The 20830-nt window shown below is 52.4% G+C and carries 15 protein-coding genes; 12 read left to right on the forward strand and 3 right to left on the reverse strand.

The features are described 5' to 3' along the window. The first annotated feature begins 124 nt into the window (after positions 1-124). The gene (locus tag MKX42_RS08790; protein ID WP_340752166.1) at positions 125-2335 is read left to right on the forward strand and encodes a HelD family protein; all 2211 of its coding nucleotides are present in this window, start codon (positions 125-127) and stop codon (positions 2333-2335) included. 254 nt (positions 2336-2589) lie between these two features. Here the strand turns inward: MKX42_RS08790 and MKX42_RS08795 are convergent, their stop codons facing one another. Continuing rightward, positions 2590-4605 (reverse strand): methyl-accepting chemotaxis protein, encoded by a 2016-nt coding sequence (locus MKX42_RS08795; RefSeq protein WP_340752167.1) that lies wholly within the window; start codon positions 4603-4605, stop codon positions 2590-2592. Between the two features lie 610 nt (positions 4606-5215). Between MKX42_RS08795 and MKX42_RS08800 the strand changes: the two genes are divergently transcribed. The 4 genes from MKX42_RS08800 (at position 5216) to MKX42_RS08815 (ending at position 13111) form a co-directional block, all read left to right on the forward strand. Then, positions 5216-5506 (forward strand): CD3324 family protein, encoded by a 291-nt coding sequence (locus tag MKX42_RS08800; RefSeq protein WP_340752168.1) that lies wholly within the window; start codon positions 5216-5218, stop codon positions 5504-5506. A gap of 277 nt (positions 5507-5783) precedes the next feature. Further along, entirely contained in the window at positions 5784-7088 is a 1305-nt protein-coding gene (locus MKX42_RS08805) for a replication-associated recombination protein A (protein WP_340752169.1), read from the forward strand. 344 nt (positions 7089-7432) lie between these two features. Further along, positions 7433-10168, forward strand: a complete 2736-nt coding sequence (locus MKX42_RS08810; protein WP_340752170.1) for a glycoside hydrolase family 9 protein — start codon at positions 7433-7435, stop codon at positions 10166-10168. 36 nt (positions 10169-10204) lie between these two features. Then, entirely contained in the window at positions 10205-13111 is a 2907-nt protein-coding gene (locus MKX42_RS08815; RefSeq protein ID WP_445669365.1) for a glycoside hydrolase family 48 protein, read from the forward strand. A gap of 136 nt (positions 13112-13247) precedes the next feature. On the opposite strand, the gene mnmA is transcribed toward MKX42_RS08815, so the two are convergent. After that, positions 13248-14369 (reverse strand): tRNA 2-thiouridine(34) synthase MnmA, encoded by a 1122-nt coding sequence (gene mnmA, locus MKX42_RS08820; protein ID WP_340752171.1) that lies wholly within the window; start codon positions 14367-14369, stop codon positions 13248-13250. A gap of 276 nt (positions 14370-14645) precedes the next feature. On the opposite strand from mnmA, the gene cymR reads away from it, so the two are divergent. From cymR to MKX42_RS08835, 3 genes are all read left to right on the forward strand, one after another. Beyond that, entirely contained in the window at positions 14646-15065 is a 420-nt protein-coding gene (gene cymR, locus MKX42_RS08825) for a cysteine metabolism transcriptional regulator CymR (RefSeq protein WP_340752172.1), read from the forward strand. A 237-nt stretch (positions 15066-15302) separates the two neighbouring features. After that, positions 15303-15650: a type II toxin-antitoxin system RelE/ParE family toxin gene (locus MKX42_RS08830; RefSeq protein ID WP_340752173.1), complete on the forward strand. Its 348-nt coding sequence runs from the start codon at positions 15303-15305 to the stop codon at positions 15648-15650. A 63-nt stretch (positions 15651-15713) separates the two neighbouring features. Next, positions 15714-16031, forward strand: coding sequence for a helix-turn-helix domain-containing protein (locus MKX42_RS08835; protein ID WP_340752174.1), 318 nt, complete (start codon positions 15714-15716; stop codon positions 16029-16031). A 318-nt stretch (positions 16032-16349) separates the two neighbouring features. Here MKX42_RS08835 and MKX42_RS08840 read toward each other — a convergent pair whose 3' ends face one another. Beyond that, positions 16350-16586: a hypothetical protein gene (locus MKX42_RS08840; RefSeq protein WP_340752175.1), complete on the reverse strand. Its 237-nt coding sequence runs from the start codon at positions 16584-16586 to the stop codon at positions 16350-16352. Positions 16587-16999: 413 nt separating this feature from the next. On the opposite strand from MKX42_RS08840, the gene MKX42_RS08845 reads away from it, so the two are divergent. From MKX42_RS08845 to MKX42_RS08860, 4 genes are all read left to right on the forward strand, one after another. Then, positions 17000-17221, forward strand: coding sequence for a helix-turn-helix domain-containing protein (locus MKX42_RS08845; protein WP_340752176.1), 222 nt, complete (start codon positions 17000-17002; stop codon positions 17219-17221). Positions 17222-17468: 247 nt separating this feature from the next. Continuing rightward, entirely contained in the window at positions 17469-18146 is a 678-nt protein-coding gene (locus MKX42_RS08850; RefSeq protein WP_340752177.1) for a response regulator transcription factor, read from the forward strand. Then, positions 18143-19960 carry a sensor histidine kinase gene (locus MKX42_RS08855; RefSeq protein WP_340752178.1) on the forward strand — a complete coding sequence of 606 codons (1818 nt, stop codon included), beginning with the start codon at positions 18143-18145 and terminating at the stop codon, positions 19958-19960. The genes MKX42_RS08850 and MKX42_RS08855 overlap by 4 nt, the downstream gene beginning before the upstream one ends. Positions 19961-20132: 172 nt before the next feature. Next, positions 20133-20819: a GDSL-type esterase/lipase family protein gene (locus MKX42_RS08860; protein WP_340752179.1), complete on the forward strand. Its 687-nt coding sequence runs from the start codon at positions 20133-20135 to the stop codon at positions 20817-20819. The last annotated feature ends 11 nt before the right edge of the window (positions 20820-20830 follow it).

The raw sequence follows: 20830 nt of genomic DNA on the forward strand, positions 1-20830 counted from the left end.
TTCCCTATCCTGTTGTGATAAGATGGACTGCTCACACAACTTAAGGTGCATGCTTCCGGAGCGAGTTTTGCTCGGAGAGATTCAGGAAGCGAATGCCCGCAAAACTTTTAGGAGGTAACTGAAATTGGAAGACAACTTTCAAAGTGCCTATCAAGAGGAAGAAGACAGGCTGAACCACGCGCTGACAGAGATTGACTCTACCCTTGAACGATTGCGCGGAACTCCGGTCTACACAGGACACGATTATACGGAGCAAGTGCTGGAGGATTCAAGGGAGCAGAGGCGCAAAGATCTTGCCAAGCTTAGGCAGGAGCCTTATTTCGGACGGCTTGATTTTCAGGGCAATGACGAGGAAGACCGCAAGGCACTGTATATCGGCAAAATCGGCGTAGACCGCGAGCAGGTAAGCGACCGTCCGCTTGTCATTGATTGGCGGGCACCGGTGGCAAGCCTGTTTTATTCTTTTACCGGAGGAACGGAGGCCGCCTCGTATGAAGCGCCGGAGGGGCTGATCGAAGGGCTGGTCTATCTCAAGCGTAACGTGGTGATCCGCAAGCAGGTCCTGGAGCGGGTGGCGGATACGTATAATCGTGACAGCGACGCACCGGCGGTATCGGATGAATTCCTGGTCTACCGGCTGGGGGAGAACAAGGATAACCGGCTGCGGGACATCGTGTCCACAATCCAGGAGGAGCAGGACAAGATTATCCGGGCGGCCAAGAACACGGCGCTGATCATCCAGGGGGTCGCGGGAAGCGGTAAGACCACCGTTGCGCTGCACCGGCTGGCGTTCTTATTGTATCAATACAAGGAGCAGGTCTCGGCGGAGAAAATGATCATTTTCGCCCCGAACCGGATGTTCCTGGACTATATTTCAGATGTGCTGCCGGAGCTGGGCGTCGGCAATATTGCCCAGAGCACGTTCCCGGACTGGGCGGCCGGGGTACTGGGTGTGGACTTGCCGGAGCAGGATGCTTCGGAGGTCATGAGCCGCTGGTTCGAGACGGCGGGAGCAATGCCGGTCATCACGGAGGAGACCCCCGGGCGCTTCAAGGGATCAACGGTGCTGATGAGCGTCATTGAATCCAGCGTCAAGCTGCTGGAGACCAGCGCTGTGCCGGAGGGCGATTTCAGCCCTTGGGACGGGGCGGTGCTGAGCCGCCAGGTGATTCTGCGCTGGCACAATGAGGAATATGCGCCGTATCCTCCGGCGAAGCGCAAGGAGCGGGTGATGGCGCGGCTTCACCGCTGGATCGAGATGGAGCTTAAGAAGAGTCCATCAGCGGCTGCGCTGAAGGAGCGCAAGAAGAAGGGCACGGCACGCGAGAAGGCTTACAGCGCCAAGTGGCCGAAGTACGAGCCGCTCGCCATCTATAAGCAGATCTTCCGGGCGGCGAAAGTGCCGGAGGACTGGCCGGCAGCAGCGCCGGAAGAGATTCCGCCTGCCGTGCTGAAGGAGACCGTCAAGGAGCTGAAGAAGGGAATTCTGCGCGAAGAGGATCTTCCTCCGCTGCTGTATATCCATTATCTTCTGAACGGTAACGAAGGTACCGAACGCTTTGACCATATTGTGATCGATGAAGCGCAGGATTTCTCCCCGTTCCAGATTGCCGTACTGGATCTGTATGTGAAGGGACATTCCTTCACCATTCTGGGTGACCTGTCGCAGGGCATCCACGCCTACAAGGGAGTGCATGCGTGGAGAGAGATGCAGACGCTGTTCGCTGAACAACACACTGCATATCATGCACTTACCCGAAGCTACCGCTCGACGATGGAAATTATTGAGTTCGCTAACGGCATTCTGTCTGCGGGCGTGGGCAGTGAGCTGCTGGCCGTTCCGGTCTTCCGCAGCGGGAATCCTGTGCGGCTGATCTCCTATGAGGAGGATGTGCTGCCGGGAACGGCTGCGGCCGCGCCAGCGGACCAGCGGCTCAGCGCGGTCAAGAGCGCGCTCTCGCAGCTCTCCGGGCGCGAATACCGCACGGTGGCGGTATTGACCCGCAGCCTGCGGGAAGCCTCTGTGCTGTACGCTGAGCTCGCCGGTCAGTTCGAGGATCTTCATCTGATTGACGGCAGCATCACGGAATATCGCGGCGGCTTGTCGATTCTGCCTGTCTACTTGTCCAAGGGACTGGAGTTCGATGCTGTGATTCTGGCAGACGCCGACAGTGACCATTATGGAGCGGCGGCCTGGGATGCGAAGCTGATGTATGTGGGCTGCACACGTGCCCTGCATGAGCTGTGGCTGCTGCGGGGCGGCGAATTGCCGCCTTACGTTCAACTCCTCGGAGAAGAGACCGTCTCCGGCTGGCCGGAGCCTGAAGGGAATTAAGGCTTAGTGCAATCTTAAAAAACGCAAGAAACCTCTCTTTCAAGAAATGGAATCCGCCATTTCAAAGGAGAGGTTTCTTTTGTACACCGGAAGTAGATCAAAAGGAGTAGTGCACCTGAATTCATCAGATGCGGGCCAAATGAGGAAATGATGAGCATTAGTGCACCTCATTACACCGCATGCCGCCAGAAGCAGGCGGCATGCGAATGTGATGGTGGAGGCTGGATGGCTTTTACTATAGGTAACCGGAATCCTTAAGCCTTTTCCTTCGCATCGAACTGGAACCGCTCCACCTGTCCCTGCATATCCGCAGCCATGCCGGAGAGTGCCGCAGAGGAGGAAGTGATCTCCTCCATCGAAGCAAGCTGCTCCTCGGTAGCCGCTGTTACACTCTGGAAGGAGTCGAGCGCAGCCCGGGCGATTGTGGCCATCTCCTGGACGGAGGCGGCTACTTCGGAGCTGCTGGCCGACATTTGCTCCGTAATGGCCGAGACCTCATGGATCTGCTCGCCGACCTGCCGGGTGGACTGTTCGATCTGCCGGAAGGCTTCGCTCGCCTCCAGAGTAAGCACCATGCCCTGCTCTACATCCTCTGCTACCTTATGTTTCATCACATCATACGCGCTGGCAATCAGGCCCACCATCTCGGAGATGGTCTCCTGAATCTGTCCGGCACTGCTATTCGTCGCCTCCGATAGCTTGCGCACTTCACCAGCCACGACGGCGAAGCCTCGGCCGTGTTCTCCGGCCCGGGCCGCCTCGATGCCGGCATTCAGCGACAGGAGATTGGTCTGCTTGGCAATGGCGGAGATCGCCGTGCTGGTCTCAGCCACCCGGGTGCTTAAGCCGTTAAGCTCAGCGATCAGGGTGCCGGACTGCTGCACCGATTCGCGGATTGTTTTCATCTGCTCTCCCACCTCCTGCATTCTGGAGCTGCCGGTTGCGACATCCGTTTCCGTAAGTATAGCGGCGCTCACAATCGCCTCTGAAGCGGAAGCGATTTTCTGGATGCCGGTGGACATCTCCTCCATCGTTGTAGCGACTTCGGCGGAAGCATACGCCTGGGTCTCCACGCCCCGGGTGGATTCCTCCACCAGCTCCGTCACATACTCAACCGCCTTGCTGTTCTCAGCCGTGCTGGCTGTGAGCTGTTCACTGGCAGCGGCGAGCTGTCCGGAGGTCTCGGCAACCTCCTGCACCATGGTGCGCAGCGAAGAGACCATTTCATTGTAATTGCCGGCAAGCTGACCAATCTCATCCCTGCGGCTGGTCTGGACGAATTCATCCAGATAACCTTCGCTTACCCGTTTGGCCGAACGGTTCAGGCGTTCCACCGCCCCGGTAATCCGGCGGATAATCAGGAAGGTAATCACGGCAGCAAGCAGCAGCGCGGTCACGAGAACGATAGCCGACTTGTACAGAATCGGGTAGACAGCCTTCGTGTATTCACTCTCCGGAAGCACTCCGGCCAGGGTGAAGCCGGTCAGCTCATTGGTAATGTAGTATCCGTCCATTTGCGTATCGGCTGCCGCATCCTTGTAGGAGATTTTACCCGCCGGGCCTTGCTTGGTTCCTGCTGTCATTGCACCTGTGGCTTCCGAAGCAACCTCCATGGCAGGGTGGTAGATCACCTTGTTATTGCCGTCCAGGATGAACACATATCCGTTATCGCCCAGACTGACATTCTTCGCCAGCTCCATAAGCTCCTTCATGCTGATGCTGATCGTAACCACACCCTTACCGTCCGGAAATGCCTTGGAGACCGGCAGAATGTAGCTGTTCGTGACTTTGGAGAAAATGGGATCGATCACCGATGTTGTCTCCGGGGTCTTAAGTGCATCTATGTACCAGTCACGTATGCGGGGATCATAATTGTCCAGCTTGGAATCCGGCGCGAACATGTATTTCCCGTCCTCGTTGCCTATCGCCACGATATCTACCTCAGGATGCTCCAGCTTGAAGTTGTCGATCAGCTTGCGCAGCTGTGGAGAATTGTTCGTCAGCCCGGTGCTGCTCATCTCGTACGCCAGCTCATTCACTGCGGCACTCTCCAGCAGGATCAGCTGCGACAGTGTTTTATCCAGGAGGTGGATGCTGGAGCGTGTGGTGTCTTCCATTTTGGAGCGTAGAGCCGATTCTGAGGTTTGTGTTGATATGGCTATCAGAGCCAGTGAGGGCAGCACAATAGCTGTAATGATAAGCAGCATCAGTTCAGTTCTGAGCTTCGTGATACGGAATAGGTGCTTTCGGGTTTTTTTTGGTGTTGGCATGGAAGTTCCTCCTGAATTTCTGAATGGATGATGTTTAAAATTTATTTCCATATCTCGAAGTAACTAGATATTTTGATATATATTTCGACACAGATCGACTTAATAATTAGTTTTTCGTCAAAAAAAATAACAGAATTCTTCCCGATTTGTTCCTCGTTCCGGGTAGTACGCGCGCCAGCTTTTCAGGTGGAGAACGATTATAACTATTCTTGAACTTGTAACCCCGGGCGGCCTGTGGCTTAATAATAAGTGTCCGGCCGGGCAAGATTACTTCTGGAAGGAGGCTGAAGATATGTTTTCAGAATACGAGGTGGTTTCCGTCTAAGACGGAGACCTGTTTAGGGGGAGGCCGCGAGGCCTCCTTATGTATAACGAGCGAACACGAGCGGATATGTAATTTCGGTTACTACAATATATACAATGACACTGACCAACCACTGACAGATTGCTGATCCATAATGAATGTAGACGATAACCGTAGGGTTTAATATAATGAATTTAGGTAATTTACCAAATTTGAGGAGAAGAAAGGAGGCAGGTGGAATGATTATTCAGAACAGCACAGTGATCGGACTGAACGGAACACACCTGTTGAAGGAGGAAATTGAACGTGAGTTACGTCAATGGAAAGGATGTGCTCCCCCCGGGGCTGCTCGAAGAGCTGCAGGGTTACATACAGGGTGAGCTGTTATACATCCCGAAGAAAGCGGAAGAACGGGTAAGATGGGGCGAGAACAGCGGCTCCCGGCAAGAGATTGCTGCCCGCAACGAAGAGATCTTCTGTAGTCACAGCAACGGCTGCTCGGTGAACGAGCTGCAGAAGAGATATCACTTATCCGAAGAAAGCATCCGCAAGATCATTTCAAAAATGCGGCAAACACGGCTGGCGATGAACCGCTAGTCTGGGCATTTTGAATACAAACCCAAAACCATATAAGTTCTAATTATAGAACAAAGAGCATGGCTCCCGCCGGTGGCGGCGGGGTCATGCTCTTTGTTCAAATATAAGAATTTTTATGTTTCACGCTATAAATTATTCTTCTATTTCTCGCTGAAACGGTACCGTCCTTTAAAAGGACGGCAAAGCCGTTTCTACTTGCGTGATGTGCAGGTATGGTATGATAGGAGAAGTGTATGTATTCTATCGAAATCTTAGATGATAGCAAGGAAGTGTAAGGATGGATCTATTCTCGCAGGGTGAAGACAACGGGAGCGGACGGCTGCTTGCAGACCGGATGCGGCCCGGCAATCTGGATGAATATATCGGACAGGAGCATATTGTAGGCAAGGGCAAGCTGCTGCGCAGGGCGATTGAAGCGGACCAGGTCTCTTCAATCCTGCTCTACGGGCCTCCGGGCTGCGGCAAAACCACTCTGGCCCATATCATATCGCATCACACCCAAGGTGAATTCGTGCGGCTGAATGCGGTGGAGGCTTCGGTGAAGGATGTACGGGAGGTCATTGAACGCGCACAGAGCAATAAGGCGCTGTACGGCTCGAAGACGATTCTGTTCCTGGACGAGGTACACCGCTTCAACAGCTCCCGCCAGGATGCGCTGCTGCCGGCCGTGGAGAAGGGGACGATTACCTTCATTGGTGCGACAACAGAGAATCCGTTCCATTATGTGAACGGGGCCTTGATGAGCCGCTCGACCTTATTCCAGTTGGAGTCCCTGACCAGCGGGCATAGCCTGATCGCAATGAAGCGGGCGCTTGCTGACGATCAGCGGGGGCTCGGCTTCATGGATCTGAAGGCTGATGAAGACGCGCTGCTGCATATCGCCGCCATGGCGAACGGTGATATCCGCCGGGCCTTGAATGCGCTGGAGCTGGCGGCGATGACTACGGCGCCGGAGCGTGACGGCAGCGTGCATATTACGCTTGCGGTGGCGGAGGAGTCGATCCGCCGCCCGATTGTCAAAGCGGACGAGTCGACGCAGTACGATGTGCTGTCCGCTTTTCACAAAAGCATCCGCGGCTCCAGTGACGCCGCCCTGTTCTGGTTCCTCTACGCGGTGGAGAAGCTGGGCATGGACCCTATGACCTTCATCCGCCGTCTGATCGCGGCCAGCAGTGAGGATATTGGCCTGGCGAACCCGCAGGCGATGATCCAGGCGGTCAGTGCGCTGGATGCCTACCGTAATAACGGCTGGCCGGAGGCGAAGCTGAACATCGCGCAGGCGATTCTGTTCGCCGTAGAGAGCCCCAAATCAGACGGGGTAGTGACCGCTATCGCGAACGTCATGAACAGTCTGGAGGATCTGAAGTCGGCCGAGGTGCCGCTGCATTTGCGGGATACGCACTATAAAGGTGCGGCCCAGCTGGGCCATGAGGGCTACCAGTATCCGCATAATTTCCCTGGCCATTATGTGAAGCAGGACTATCTGCCGAAGGCAATCGCCCGCAAGGTCTTCTATCAGGCCACCGAGCAGGGCAACGAGGCGAAGATCCGCCATAACCAGCAGCTGCGGCGCGGGCAATAGGGCTTCTCCGTCTGCTCCAGCTAATTGTACATTTTACAAACAGAGAGCAGCCATTCTCCATAACTGGAGGAGGCTGCTCTTTTTGACACTATAAATATGATAGAAATAGAAATATTTTGACAAAAAAACCGATATCCTCAGAAAAATTAATGTAAATATATAGAATTAATTTACTGTATGTGGTATATGTGTAGGTAGAGGTATTTTACCTTAATTTGTAATATGGAGGTGGTAAATGGAACGTGTGCAAATATGATGTCTAATTATGGACACTGGGGAGGTATTTGTGCGTGCCTGAGTCCTGACGGACTGAAAAGTAAGAAAACGAAGGGAGATGAGCAAGGATGAGTCAAAGTAAACGTAAGACCGGCTGTATCGCTTCACTAAGCCTGATGTTAGCCTTCACCATTGGTTCAGGGACGGCTGTCCGCCCGTCTGTCACCGAAGCGGCAAGCGCCGGATTTAATTATGCAGAGGCACTGCAGAAATCGATCTATTTCTACGAGGCCCAGCGTTCGGGTGAGCTGCCGGCGGACAACCGCGTGGAATGGAGAGGCGACTCGGGGCTGCAGGATGGTGCCGATGTCGGCCATGACCTGACGGGAGGCTGGTACGACGCAGGGGATCATGTCAAATTCGGCTTTCCGATGGCGTATACTGCGACCATGCTGGCATGGTCGGTCTATGAATACAAGGATGGTTACGTGCAGTCCGGGCAGCTGGATGAGATTCTGGACAATATCCGCTGGGCTACAGACTATTTTGTGAAAGCGCATACTGCACCGAATGAGCTGTGGGGACAGGTAGGTAACGGCACGGCGGATCATAACTGGTGGGGACCGGCGGAGGTCATGCCTATGGCGCGCCCGGCCTACAAGATTGATGCTGCACATCCCGGCTCGGATCTGGCTGGTGAGACTGCCGCCGCCCTTGCCTCGGCTTCCATTATTTTCAGGGATTCAGATCCCGCTTATGCGGACAAGCTCCTGCTGCATGCCAAGCAATTATACAATTTTGCCGATACGTACCGGGGGGCTTACTCCGATACTATCACTGACGCCAAGCAGTATTACAATTCGTGGAGCAGCTATGCCGATGAATTGAGCTGGGGCGGTGTCTGGCTATACCTGGCGACCGGTGAGCAGACCTATTTGAACAAGGCTGTCGCCGCCAGCAATCTGTGGGGTACGAATCAAGCCGGAGACTGGGGTTATCAATGGACCCAATCCTGGGATGACAAGCATTACGGTGCGCAGCTCCTGCTGTCCCGCATTACGAATGATCCCAAGTTCATTCAATCCACGGAACGCAATATGCAGTTCTGGACGACCGGGGTGAACGGCACCTCCGACCGGGTAACGTATACTCCAGGCGGGCTGGCCCATCTGGATCAATGGGGGGCGCTGCGGTATGCAGCCAACCATGCTTTTCTTGCTTTTGTCTATGCAGACTGGGTTACTGATCCGGTGAAAAAGAATACCGCCCAGGCCTTCGCAGAGCGCCAGATTAACTATATGCTGGGCGACAATCCGCGAAATAGCAGCTATGTCATCGGCTTCGGCGCGAATGCACCTGAGCATCCTCACCACCGCACCTCACACGGCTCCTGGAGCGACAGCCAGACCACTCCGGCCAACCACCGGCATGTGCTCTACGGCGCACTTGTTGGCGGCCCCTCCAAGACCGATGCTTACACCGATGCGATCAGCGATTATGTCTCTAATGAAGTTGCAACCGATTACAATTCAGCCTTTACCGGCTCTCTGGCCCGGATGATGATGCTTCACGGGCAGGGGCAGAGCCCGCTTGCGAACTTCCCGCCGGCCGAAACGCGTGAGGATGAGATGTTCACGGAAACTTCCGTGAATGCTAGCGGCAGCAATTTTGTAGAGATCCGCGCGGTTCTCAATAACCGTTCAGCCTGGCCTGCCCGCTCCAGTAGCCATTTGTCCTTCAACTACTATCTGGACATCAGCGAGGCTGTTGCCGCAGGATATGGTCCCGGCGATATCACGGTTAAGGCCGGAGGCTATAATCAGGGAGCTACTGTCTCACAGCTGCTGCCTTACGATGAAGCGAACCATATCTACTACACCAAAGTAGATTTCTCCGGCACTCCCATCTATCCGGGCGGACAGTCTGCTTACCGCAAGGAAGTACAGTTCCGCATTGCCGGACCGCTGAACACCACCTTCTGGGACAACAGCAATGACTTCTCCTTCAAGGGAGTGGCCGCGAATGCTTCAGCGGCAACGAAGAACCCTTATATCCCGGTATACGATGCAGGTGTCAAAGTGTACGGGGAGCTGCCTTCCGGCGGCGGAACGCCAGGTGAACCGCAGGTTCCTGGACGTCCGTCCGGCCTCCAGGCTGAGCCCGGCAACGCCAGCGTAGCCTTGAGCTGGAATGCAGTCAGCGGTGCAACGTCGTATACCGTCAAGCGCTCTCTGGTGAGCGGCGGACCGTACACTACAGTGGGTACGTCTACTTCAGCTGTCTACAGCGACAGCGGACTAACGAACGGAGTGGACTATTATTATGTGGTAACCGCTTCGAACAGCGTAGGGGAGAGTACAGCGTCTGTACAGGTGAGCGCCAAGCCGCGCGAGATTATAGTGCCTGCCGGCGCTCTGCGTGTGCAGTACCGCACCAATGATACCAGTCCCGGAGATTCACAGATCCGCAGCCAGTTCCGGATTATCAATACAGGAACCGAGGCCATTCCGCTCAGCGGTCTGAAGCTGCGTTACTATTACACTGTTGACGGGGACAAGCCGCAGGAATTCCACTGTGACTACGCAGCTGTCGGCAGCGGTAACCTGAACGGAAGCTTCGGGAAGCTTAGTGCACCTGTTACCCTGGCCGACTCTTATCTGGAGATTTCTTTTGCGGCAGGAGCAGGAAGCCTGGCACCAGGGGCAGACAGCGGGGAGATTCAAGTGCGCTTCAACAAGTCCGATTGGACGGCCTACAATGAGAACAATGACTATTCCTATGGCGGCACACAGCAGACCTTCGCGGATTGGAACAAAGTCACCCTGTACCGTGGAGGAACACTTGTCTGGGGCCTCGAACCCTAAACCATACCAGAGAGGAAGTATGCCGAAATGATGAAGATGAAGCTAAGTTCATTCAAGAAACCGGCCTCCATAGTCATGACTGCTGTTCTGACCCTTTCCCTCACCAGTGGAATCCTCAATTTCAGCCCGGGAACCGCCAAGGCGGCATCGGTGGAGAAGACCAGATTCCTGCAATTGTATGACCAGCTGAAGGACCCGGCCAGCGGGTATTTCTCGGCTGAAGGCATCCCGTATCATGCGGTAGAGACCCTGCTCAGCGAGGCGCCTAACTATGGGCATATGACTACCTCCGAGGCCTATAGCTACTGGATGTGGCTTGAAGTGCTATACGGCTATAATACCGGGGACTGGAGTAAGCTCGAATCAGCCTGGGATAACATGGAGAAATACATCATTCCGATTAATGAAGGCGACGGTGTGCAGGAGCAGCCGACGATGAGCAGCTACAACCCGAACAGCCCGGCCACCTACGCCTCAGAGCTTTCTCAGCCGGATCAGTATCCAAGCGCACTGAACGGCAAGTACACTCCGGGTAAGGACCCGCTCGATGCAGAGCTGAAGGCCACCTACGGCAATAACCAGACCTATCTGATGCACTGGCTGGTGGATGTGGACAACTGGTATGGGTTCGGCAACCTGCTGAATCCTAAGCATACCGCCAGCTATGTGAACACCTTCCAGCGCGGTGTGCAGGAATCGGTGTGGGAGGCGGTCTCCCATCCTTCACAGGATAACAAGACCTTCGGCAAGCCGAATGAAGGCTTCATGAGCCTGTTCACCAAGGAAAATAGTGCGCCTTCCGCGCAGTGGCGTTACACCAATGCTACAGATGCTGATGCACGCGCTGTGCAGGCCATGTACTGGGCCAAGGATCTTGGCTATACCAATACGGTCTATCTGAACAAAGCCAAGAAAATGGGCGACTTCCTCCGTTATGGTATGTACGATAAGTACTTCCAGAAGGTTGGAAGTGCAGCTAACGGTTCGCCTCAGCCGGGAACCGGCAAGGATTCCAACCAGTACCTGATGGCCTGGTATACCTCCTGGGGCGGCGGTCTGGGCAGCGGCGGAGACTGGGCCTGGAGAATCGGTGCGAGCCATGCGCACCAAGGGTACCAGAATGTAGTTGCGGCCTATGCGCTGTCCACTGCAACTGCAGGGCTGGTTCCGTCTTCCGCAACAGCCGGAACGGATTGGAGCAAATCGCTGACCCGCCAATTGGAATTCTACAACTGGCTGCAATCCTCTGAAGGAGCGATTGCAGGCGGTGCCACCAATAGCTACGGCGGTTCTTACAGTGCTTATCCTGCAGGAGCCAGCACGTTCTACGGCATGCTATACGATGAGGCACCTGTCTATCAGGACCCGCCATCCAACAACTGGTTCGGGATGCAGTCCTGGAGTATGGAGCGCGTAGCAGAGCTGTATTATATCCTGGCTTCCAGCGGTGATACTACCTCGGATAATTTCAAAATGGCCAAACGGGTCATTGAGAACTGGATTGACTGGTCTTCAGATTATGCTTTTGTAGGCAGCCGTCCCGTATCGGATGCCGCCGGCTATTATCTGGATCAGCAGGGCAACCGGATTCTGGGCGGAGCCAACCCGCAGGTGGCTACTGTGGCTGCACCGGGCGAATTCTGGATTCCGGGCAATGTAGAGTGGCATGGCCAGCCGGATACCTGGAACGGCTTCAGCTCTTTTAACGGCAACAGCAGCTTGAAGGCAGTGACCAAGGACCCAGGGCAGGATACCGGCGTACTGGGCAGCTATATCAAAGCCCTCACGTTCTTCGCCGCAGGGAACAAGGCAGAGCACGGCAACTACACTGCGCTCGGCGGAACCGCTTCGCAGCTGGCTAAGTCCATGCTGGATACCGCCTGGGGCTACAATGACGGCCTTGGAATTACCACTCTGGAGAAGCGTGCCGATTATTTCCGGTTCTTCACCAAAGAGGTCTATTTCCCGGCAGGCTGGAGCGGTACCTTCGGACAGGGCAATACCATTCCGGGGAACGCGACAGTTCCATCTGACCCGGCTAAGGGCGGCAATGGAGTGTATGCGAGCTACACCGATATTCTCCCGAAAATCAAAAATGATCCCAAGTGGAGTTATCTCGAAGGAAAATACAATACTTCCTACAATAAAACCACCAAGACCTGGGACAATGGCGCGCCTGAGTTCACCTATCACCGCTTCTGGTCACAGGTGGACATGGCTACAGCATATGCCGAATATGACCGGCTGATTAATAACGGCAGCGGCCCTATGCCGACAGCTACCCCTACAACCACGCCAACGGCCACTCCGACAGCAACAGCAACACCAACACCAACAGCTACACCAACAACAGTGCCAACAGCCACACCGACGGCTACACCGACAACAGTGCCAACGGCTACACCGACAGTCGCACCGACGGCTACACCGACAACAGTGCCAACGGCTACACCGACAGTCGCACCAACCGCTACGCCTGCTGTAGGGAATCTGGTCGTTCAATACCGTACAACGGATACGAACGCCACCGACCCGCAGTTCCGTCCGCAGCTGCGGATTATCAATAACGGGACCACAGCGGTAGACCTCAGCAAGGTTAAGGTCCGGTATTACTACACGATTGACGGCGAGCGGGCGCAGCAGTTCAATGTCGATTATGCGGCTCTCGGCGGCAGCAATGTGCTGGGCAGCTTCGTGAAGCTTGAGCCTGCAGTTACAGGAGCGGACCACTATGTGGAGATTTCCTTTAGTGCGGGCGCGGGCAGTCTTGCTCCGGGTGCGAATACCGGAGAGATTCAACTGCGCATTAACAAGACCGACTGGAGCAATTACAATGAGGCTGACGATTACTCCTATGATGCAACCAAAACGTCTTTCACAGACTGGAACCGGGTGCCGCTGTATCTGAACGGTGTACTGGTCTGGGGCGTTCAGCCGCAATAAGGCTGAAGCCTTGTGAGTCAGCCCCGGCGTGACTCCGTGTCCTGACCCATCAATGACGAAGAACCTTCAACTCCACGCGCTGTGGTGTTGAAGGTTCTTTTGTGTGGGTTGAGGTGCAGTTCAGGCAGGAGATGCCTTACACCTGCGCCTGCGGCGCGACTTTGTCGGCCGTCTCGATCGTTCCGCCGCCAAGGCAGGTCTCGCCCAGATAGAAGACCACGGCTTGTCCGGGCGTAATTGCCTTTTGCTGAACATCAAAGGCCACGTGTACCGTACCGTCCGGCCGCTTCGTCAGGGTAACCCCCTGATCCGGCTGGCGGTAGCGGAACTTGGCCGTACATTTGAGCGGCTCATCGCCAAGAGTGTCCGGATCGATCCAGTTCACCCCTGAGGCTATAAGGCTGGTCGAGTACAGGCTGATGTGCTTCTCACCTTGCACCACATACAGGGTGTTGCTTGCCAGGTCTTTCTCGGCCACGAACCAGGGTTCACCTGTACCGGAGCCGCCGATACCCAGTCCCTGACGCTGGCCCAGCGTGTAGTACATGAGGCCATCATGCCGGCCTTTCACTTCGCCCGTAGCGATATCGACCATATTGCCTGACTGTGCAGGCAGGTATTGGCTGAGGAATTCGCGGAAATTGCGTTCTCCGATGAAGCAGACGCCCGTGCTGTCTTTTTTCTTCGCGGTATAGAGTCCGGCTTCCTCGGCAATCCGTCGTACCTCCGGCTTCGGCAGATGTCCGATCGGGAACATGGCCTTCGAGAGCTGGTACTGGTTCAGCGCATTGAGGAAGTACGTCTGGTCCTTGTTGTTGTCCACGCCGCGCAGCAGCTTGAACAGTCCGTCTTCCTCCACGACCCGGGCGTAATGTCCCGTAGCGACATAATCTGCTCCAAGCTGCAGCGCCTTGTTCAGGAATTCGCCGAACTTGATCTCGCGGTTGCACATCACATCCGGATTCGGGGTCCGGCCAGCCTTATATTCTTCAAGGAAATAGGAAAAGACTTTATCAAAGTATTCCTTCTCGAAATTAACGGTATAGTAAGGAATATCGATCTGCTCGCAGACGCGGCGCACATCCTCGGCATCGGTCTCGGCCGTACATACGCCGAACTCGTCGGTATCATCCCAATTCTTCATGAAGATGCCGATGACGTCATATCCCTGCTGCTTCAGCAGCAGCGCTGTAACAGAGGAATCCACACCGCCCGACATCCCGACGACGACCCGGATATCCTGATTAGCTTTTGTCATCGTGATCACCATTTTCTGTACACAAAATACCGGCGTTCTCACTGAACACCCGGCTCATTGTGTATTATAACATACCTGTCTACCCCAAACGAGGACACCTAGGCTATAAAATATAGCGAAAAACAGTCCGAAATTGACAATTTGTCCACCAGTGGCGAACAAAATCGCGAATTATTACCGTTTGCTGTTCCAAATGTGTCCATAGATATGATAACATAAGCTGAGAGCAGACATCGGAATACATTGATATGCAACTAAACCGAAAGAGGTGCCCCTTTGAAAATATCAACCAAAGGACGTTACGGATTAACCATTATGATGGAGCTTGCCCTGAAATTCGGCGAAGGGCCTACATCACTTAAGAGCATCGCCGAGAAAAACGGACTGTCCGAGCATTACCTGGAGCAGCTCATCGCCCCGCTGCGCAATGCAGGTCTGGTGAAGAGCATCCGCGGAGCCTACGGCGGTTATATACTGTCCCGTGAGACCGGCACCATTACTGCCGGAGATATCATCCGCGTCCTGGAAGGCCCGATCTCCCCGGTGGACTTCACCGAAGAAGACGACCCGGCCAAGCGCGACCTCTGGCTGCGCATCCGCGACAGTATCGCGGACGTCCTGGACTCCACCACCTTATCCGACCTGATCAACTTCAAGGAAGAGAGCCAGGCGGATAATTATATGTTTTATATTTAACAGGGGACTGAAACCTGTTGATTTCAAAGGGATTGTTGAAAAGTGTTACCCACAAATTACCCACATGTTGAAGGTGAGTAATGAAGGCCTTCAACTCGTCCTTCTCAAGAAATTTGGGGAGGACTTTTTTCCATTTTTGTGTTTAAAACGATTGATGTTTTATATCGTTCGTGATATATTTATGCCGAGAACGATATAATTTGTTCTTAATATACAAATAGACTAAAGAGGTTATTCATGGCGGAGGTTATATTCTACTACACGGAGAAGGGGAATTCAGAAGTTGAGAAGGCCCTAACCGAACTTAACGAAAGTGCTAAGAGGGGGAATCGACAAGCTGCGGCAGCGCTTGATTCGATTTACTACGCACTAGAAATGGTCGAAAGTGGGATGCCTCACTCAAGGCAACTCGAAGGTCCACTTTACGAAATACGAGCCAAGCGACATCGGATTACGTATTTTCGATGGGAGGGTTACATAGTGCTATTGACGATATTCCTGAAAAGCACGCAACAAACCCCCAAACCTGAAATTGACAGGGCCCGAAAACGAATGAAGGATTGGGTTGCAAGGGAAGGCTCGTAAAGTAGTGAAGCGGGTAGATGGCGATTGGAAAACCCTCTACCCGATCATAGTGGAGGTGATAGTATGAAAAATAATAAAGAAATCAGAACGTGGAGTAACTTCAAGAAAGAACTGGACTATAAGTCTGAGTATGAAAAAAAAGTAATCAGTGAAATGGCGAAATTGGTAGTACAGATCACCAACAGACGCAAGTCTTTGGGGCTCACACAAGCTCAGGTTGCTGAACGAGCCGGGATTACTCAAGCTCAGGTGGCAAGGTTAGAGACTTCTTCTTCAGTTCCATCCATCGAAACAGTGATGAAAGTCGCAATTGCCTTGGATATGACTGTTGGCCTGAATGCAGTCGATGAACAATCGGCAGCAATGATGGCTCGCGCCTAAGAGATCTTTTAAAGTAACATGTGTGAACATTAATCCGTCATGATTATAAGGAGTCCCTTCCGGGGCTCTTTTTCTTTTTATCAAAACTGTATAACGGGGCTGACTACTATGCTGGAGGGAGGAAAAGCAAATATCATACACACGTAGAGCCCTAGGTTGTTAACGTGGAAGTCGAAAACGCATGAAAAGCCCCCTCAAGCCATCCGGCCTGGAAGGGGCTTTTATCTAAATCCGATTGAGCTTGCTTTCAGGCGCTTCACCGATTGCCACACGTTTTATATTATTGATGAAGAAATCATGTAATTACATTCAGTATGATTATTTCCTCCCTTCACCGAACACCTTTGTTTTTTTGAAAATTGCTCTTACATACTCCAACGTTAAATAAATGTTTTCTTCATTCTCAATCTGAGTTTTAATGACATAATTGATTTCACCCAACTCATGTTTTTCCTTTACGATATCTGAAAATTGAATTTCCAGCATGAAAAGCGAATGTATTGACCCCGCAAGAGAATTGCGAAGAATTTCTCCGTCTAAAAAGCTTCTCATCACTCGCCCGGCCTCATCTCGAATGCTACTGAGAACAACTGTTCTTTCAACTGTTTTACGTATAGCAATCCTCCTGTGTATGCCCGTCTGATGATTGTATCTCCCAAACGATTTATGTTAGGATTGGGTGGAGAGCAGGAGGTGCAACTTCTACTCTCCGGGAACCTATTTACGTTTGCCGCGCTGGCTGCGTTTGGTTCCCTTCTTTTTGTCCGTGAACAGTAGGCTTGCAGTAATGAGCTGAATAATTGCTGTTAAGAGCGGAACCAATCTCTTCATGTCATGTTCAACTCCTCTCCTTTTGACTCTTTAAAGGTGTCGTTTGCATTTATAATATATCATGACTCTTTATAGGAGTCAATGCTTCTTTGACACTTTTCACGAGGCATTGTATGCTTGTCCCATGAGGTGATTTTATGGGGGAGGTTCATTCCGGGCTTAAGCTACTTGTAGATGCAAGTGGTAAGTCTATCCGGCAGGTGGCCCGAGATATTGAATACCGATTTGAAACAATCCGAAAAATGTACAATGATGAGCTGAGGCACTATCCAAGCGACCTACTGGCTAAACTCTGCGATTATTTTGAATGCGGGATAGAGAAGATACTGATTTATGAAAAAGAGCCGCCACAGGAGTAATCCCGGACGGCTCTTTTGCTGTGTTTTGTTACTGCAAAATGCTTCTTGCTCATATGGCAAAGGGCTTAACGTTTCAGGAAATTTCAGACACGGCCATTGAGGCGGCGTAAGTATTATGTAGCTTATTCACCTGATCTCCAATCCATCTGCATATGATCTTTATCTGTATAGGGTAACCTATATTGTATACTTTGGTGGTTCTATGAGTTTTACGTTCCTGGTCTACAAAAAAGGGTGAGGTTATGACATGTCCAAAACAATATTGATTGTGGAAGATGAAGATATTTTGCGTGAAATCATGAAGGATTATCTGCTGGAAGAGGGATACCGCGTGATTGAAGCCATTGACGGGAAACAAGCGGTCTCGTTATTTCAGGAGCATGAGGTGGACTTGATTTTGCTGGACATCATGTTGCCGGAATTGGATGGATGGTCCGTGTGCAGGCGAATCCGCAAGACGTCGAATGTGCCGATTATCGTACTGACAGCCCGTTCGGATGAGGACGATACGTTGCTTGGGTTCGAGCTTGGCGCCGACGACTATGTGACCAAGCCTTACCGCCCTCTGATTCTGCTGGCACGGGTTAAGCGGCTGCTTGAGAGCAGGTATATCGGCAGGCATGAGAGCGACACGTTGTCCGGCGGAGGCATTTCGATCCATTTTCCCTCCCGTACCGTTTCGATTGACGGCACCAGCTCCGATCTAACGCATACGGAATTCGAAATATTAGCCTATCTGCTGCAAAACAAAGGGATCATTATCAGCAGAGAGCAGCTGATTACGAAAATTTGGGGATATGATTTCGCGGGCGATGATCGTACGGTCAACAGCCATATCCGCAATCTGCGTTCCAAGCTGGGGACACATGCCAAGCAGATTGTTACGGTGGTGCGTTCAGGATATAAATTCGAGGATGAGCTATGAAAAAGGGGATTGTTCTAAAACTGTTCCTGTTGACGGCGGGCTTGTGCCTGTTCCTGATTGCCGCTATTTTTATCCTGCAAACCGTATTTTTCAAACAATTTTATGTTCATCAAAAAATGAAAGACGTTAACGCGGCGGTTCAGGCGTATGAACAGGACTACCTGAATCATGCCTCGAACCCGCAGGAGATGGCCAGGCTGGAGCAAGACTTTTTTCAAAAGTATAACACCTGGATCACGGCTTTGGACACCCGCGGAAATCTAAAGTATACCGGTGATTTCTTCATGGAAATTAAGCTGGATCATTCAGACGAACCGGCGCTTGCTGAAACAACGATAACCGTGCCGCTATACAGTTTTATCAATGTAGAGGACTTCAGCAGCAATCGCACATTCCTCACTCCCTGGATTGAAGAAGGGAGAACGATCGCCATAGAAGGCTTGATCATGAACAACCAGCCGGTGATCCAGCGGATGGGGAGGAACCGTTCCAATCTGAGAGATGAGAGCCGGCTGGAGAATCATCAGATGGTGAGCAAAGAGTACGAGGTCCTCGAACAAATGAACGCGGTCCAATATCGTGAGCAGTATCCCACCTTTCTGGTCAAGGGAACCATTACGAAAGTCCGGGTACCGGAAGGGGCCGGAGTCTCGCGTTACACCAATCACCTGTTTCTGGACCGCATCAAGGCTTTCCAGGCGGATCTATTGTACGGCGATTTTAAGGATGCCGCGAACGCAAAACAGGTCCTGGATGTTGAAGAAAATCATGTGATCTACAAAATTTTCGTGGACCGCACGCAAGACCGTGACGGAAATCCGGCATACCTGTTCGCGATGACGTCGCTGCAGCCTGTGAATGAAGCCGTAGGGATCATCAAAGACTACTACGTGTATATCATTATTGTGGCCTTGCTGCTCGTACTGCTGGCATCGTTTTACTACTCCCGTCAGATTGCCCGGCCGTTGCTGCGCATCAACCGTACCACCCGGCAAATGGCTAACCTCGATTTTTCGGAGAAAATCCCCATTACCACGAAGGATGAAATCGGAGACTTGTCGGGCAACATTAATGAGCTCTCCGAGCGCCTGCACTCCCATATTCTCCAGCTTGAACAGGACATCGAAAAAGAAAAGCAGCTGGAGCATACGCGGAAAGAATTTATAGCCGGCGTTTCCCATGAGCTGAAGACTCCGTTAAGCGTCATTCAGAGCTGCCTTGACATTTTGAGCGACGGGGTTGCCAGCCATAAGCGGGAGCATTATTTTGCGGCAATGGGAGACGAAGTCAGCCGGATGAATGTGCTGATCGCGGATATGCTGGAATTGGCCAAGTATGAATCGGGTACGTATAAAATGGATACCGGCTCGTTCTATATCGATGTTGTCATCAAGCGGGTATGCGCTAAATTAACGCCGGATTTTGCAGCCAGGCAGCTGCTTCTCCACACTTCGCTGATCCCTGCCGAAGTCGAGGGCAATGAGCGTCGTATAGAGCAGGTCATCGTCAATTTCCTTACCAATGCGCTTTTCTATACGCCGGAGCATGAATCTATCTTCATAACTACTTCGGAAGAGAAGGACACCATTCGCATTTACATCGAAAATAAAGGTGCCCATATCCCCGATGAGCAGCTGGAGAAAATATGGGACCGTTTCTACCGTGGTGACACCTCCCGCCACCGGTCGACCGGAGGGACGGGGCTGGGCCTTGCCATATCCAAGAAAATATTGGAGATGCACGGAGTGCCCTACGGTGTGAACAATACCTCCGATGGAGTAATGTTTTATTTTCAATTGAATAAAAAAGCGTAGAAATACGGAAAAAAGTGCAAACCTCGGTTCTGCGCTTTTTTTTGTTCTTTTTTGATCCAGCGTTGATTTGCTCTGCACTTGTTCTGCATCTCTCCCTGTTATTCTTTCTATCAGAGAGGGGCAAGAGCCTTACTATCTTTACCTAATTTTAAATAAAGAGAGGACCATGTTCATGTTAAAAAAAATCATTTCAACGCTAGTTATAGGCAGTACCGCACTCACCCTGGCAGCATGCGGGAGCGGGCAAAATCCGCAAAACGTGACATCTCAGCCACAGGTCAATGAAACAGCTCCCCCGGAGCAGCCAAACTCTACTTCCTATAAAACGATATTTAAGAACAGCGTATTTCTGGGGGATTCGATTACAGAGGCGCTATCCTACCATGACATTCTGGACGAGTTCAATGTAGTGGCAGGTGCCGGAAAGACTACCGAGCTGTCTCTGATGAGTGGAGATGTGGACAAGCTGGCAGAGCGGAATCCGCAGTATGTATTTATCATGCTGGGGTCCGATGATATCCTGTTGCCGCCGCAAATTACCGATAACCCCAAGCAGTATTCACTGAAGTTCTACGCCCAATTGATCGACAGTATCAGGGAGAAGCTTCCGGAGGCATCCATAACGGTGTTACCGGTTACGCCGGTTACGGCAGAAGCGGAGAAAGTGGAACCACGCTACAAAAATATCGACGATTACAACCAGGGATTACAAGAGCTGGCAGGCAAGAAGCAGATCGGGTTTGCCGATTTATCCTCCATATTCGCGGACAGCACCCATTTCTATAGTTCGGACGGTATTCATTTTAAGCCGGAATTCTATACACGTATGCTCGATTTGCTGAAGGACCGGGTGAAATAACATGCAGCCAG

Source organism: Paenibacillus sp. FSL R7-0204 (assembly GCF_038002225.1).
Lineage (GTDB): Bacteria > Bacillota > Bacilli > Paenibacillales > Paenibacillaceae > Paenibacillus_AQ.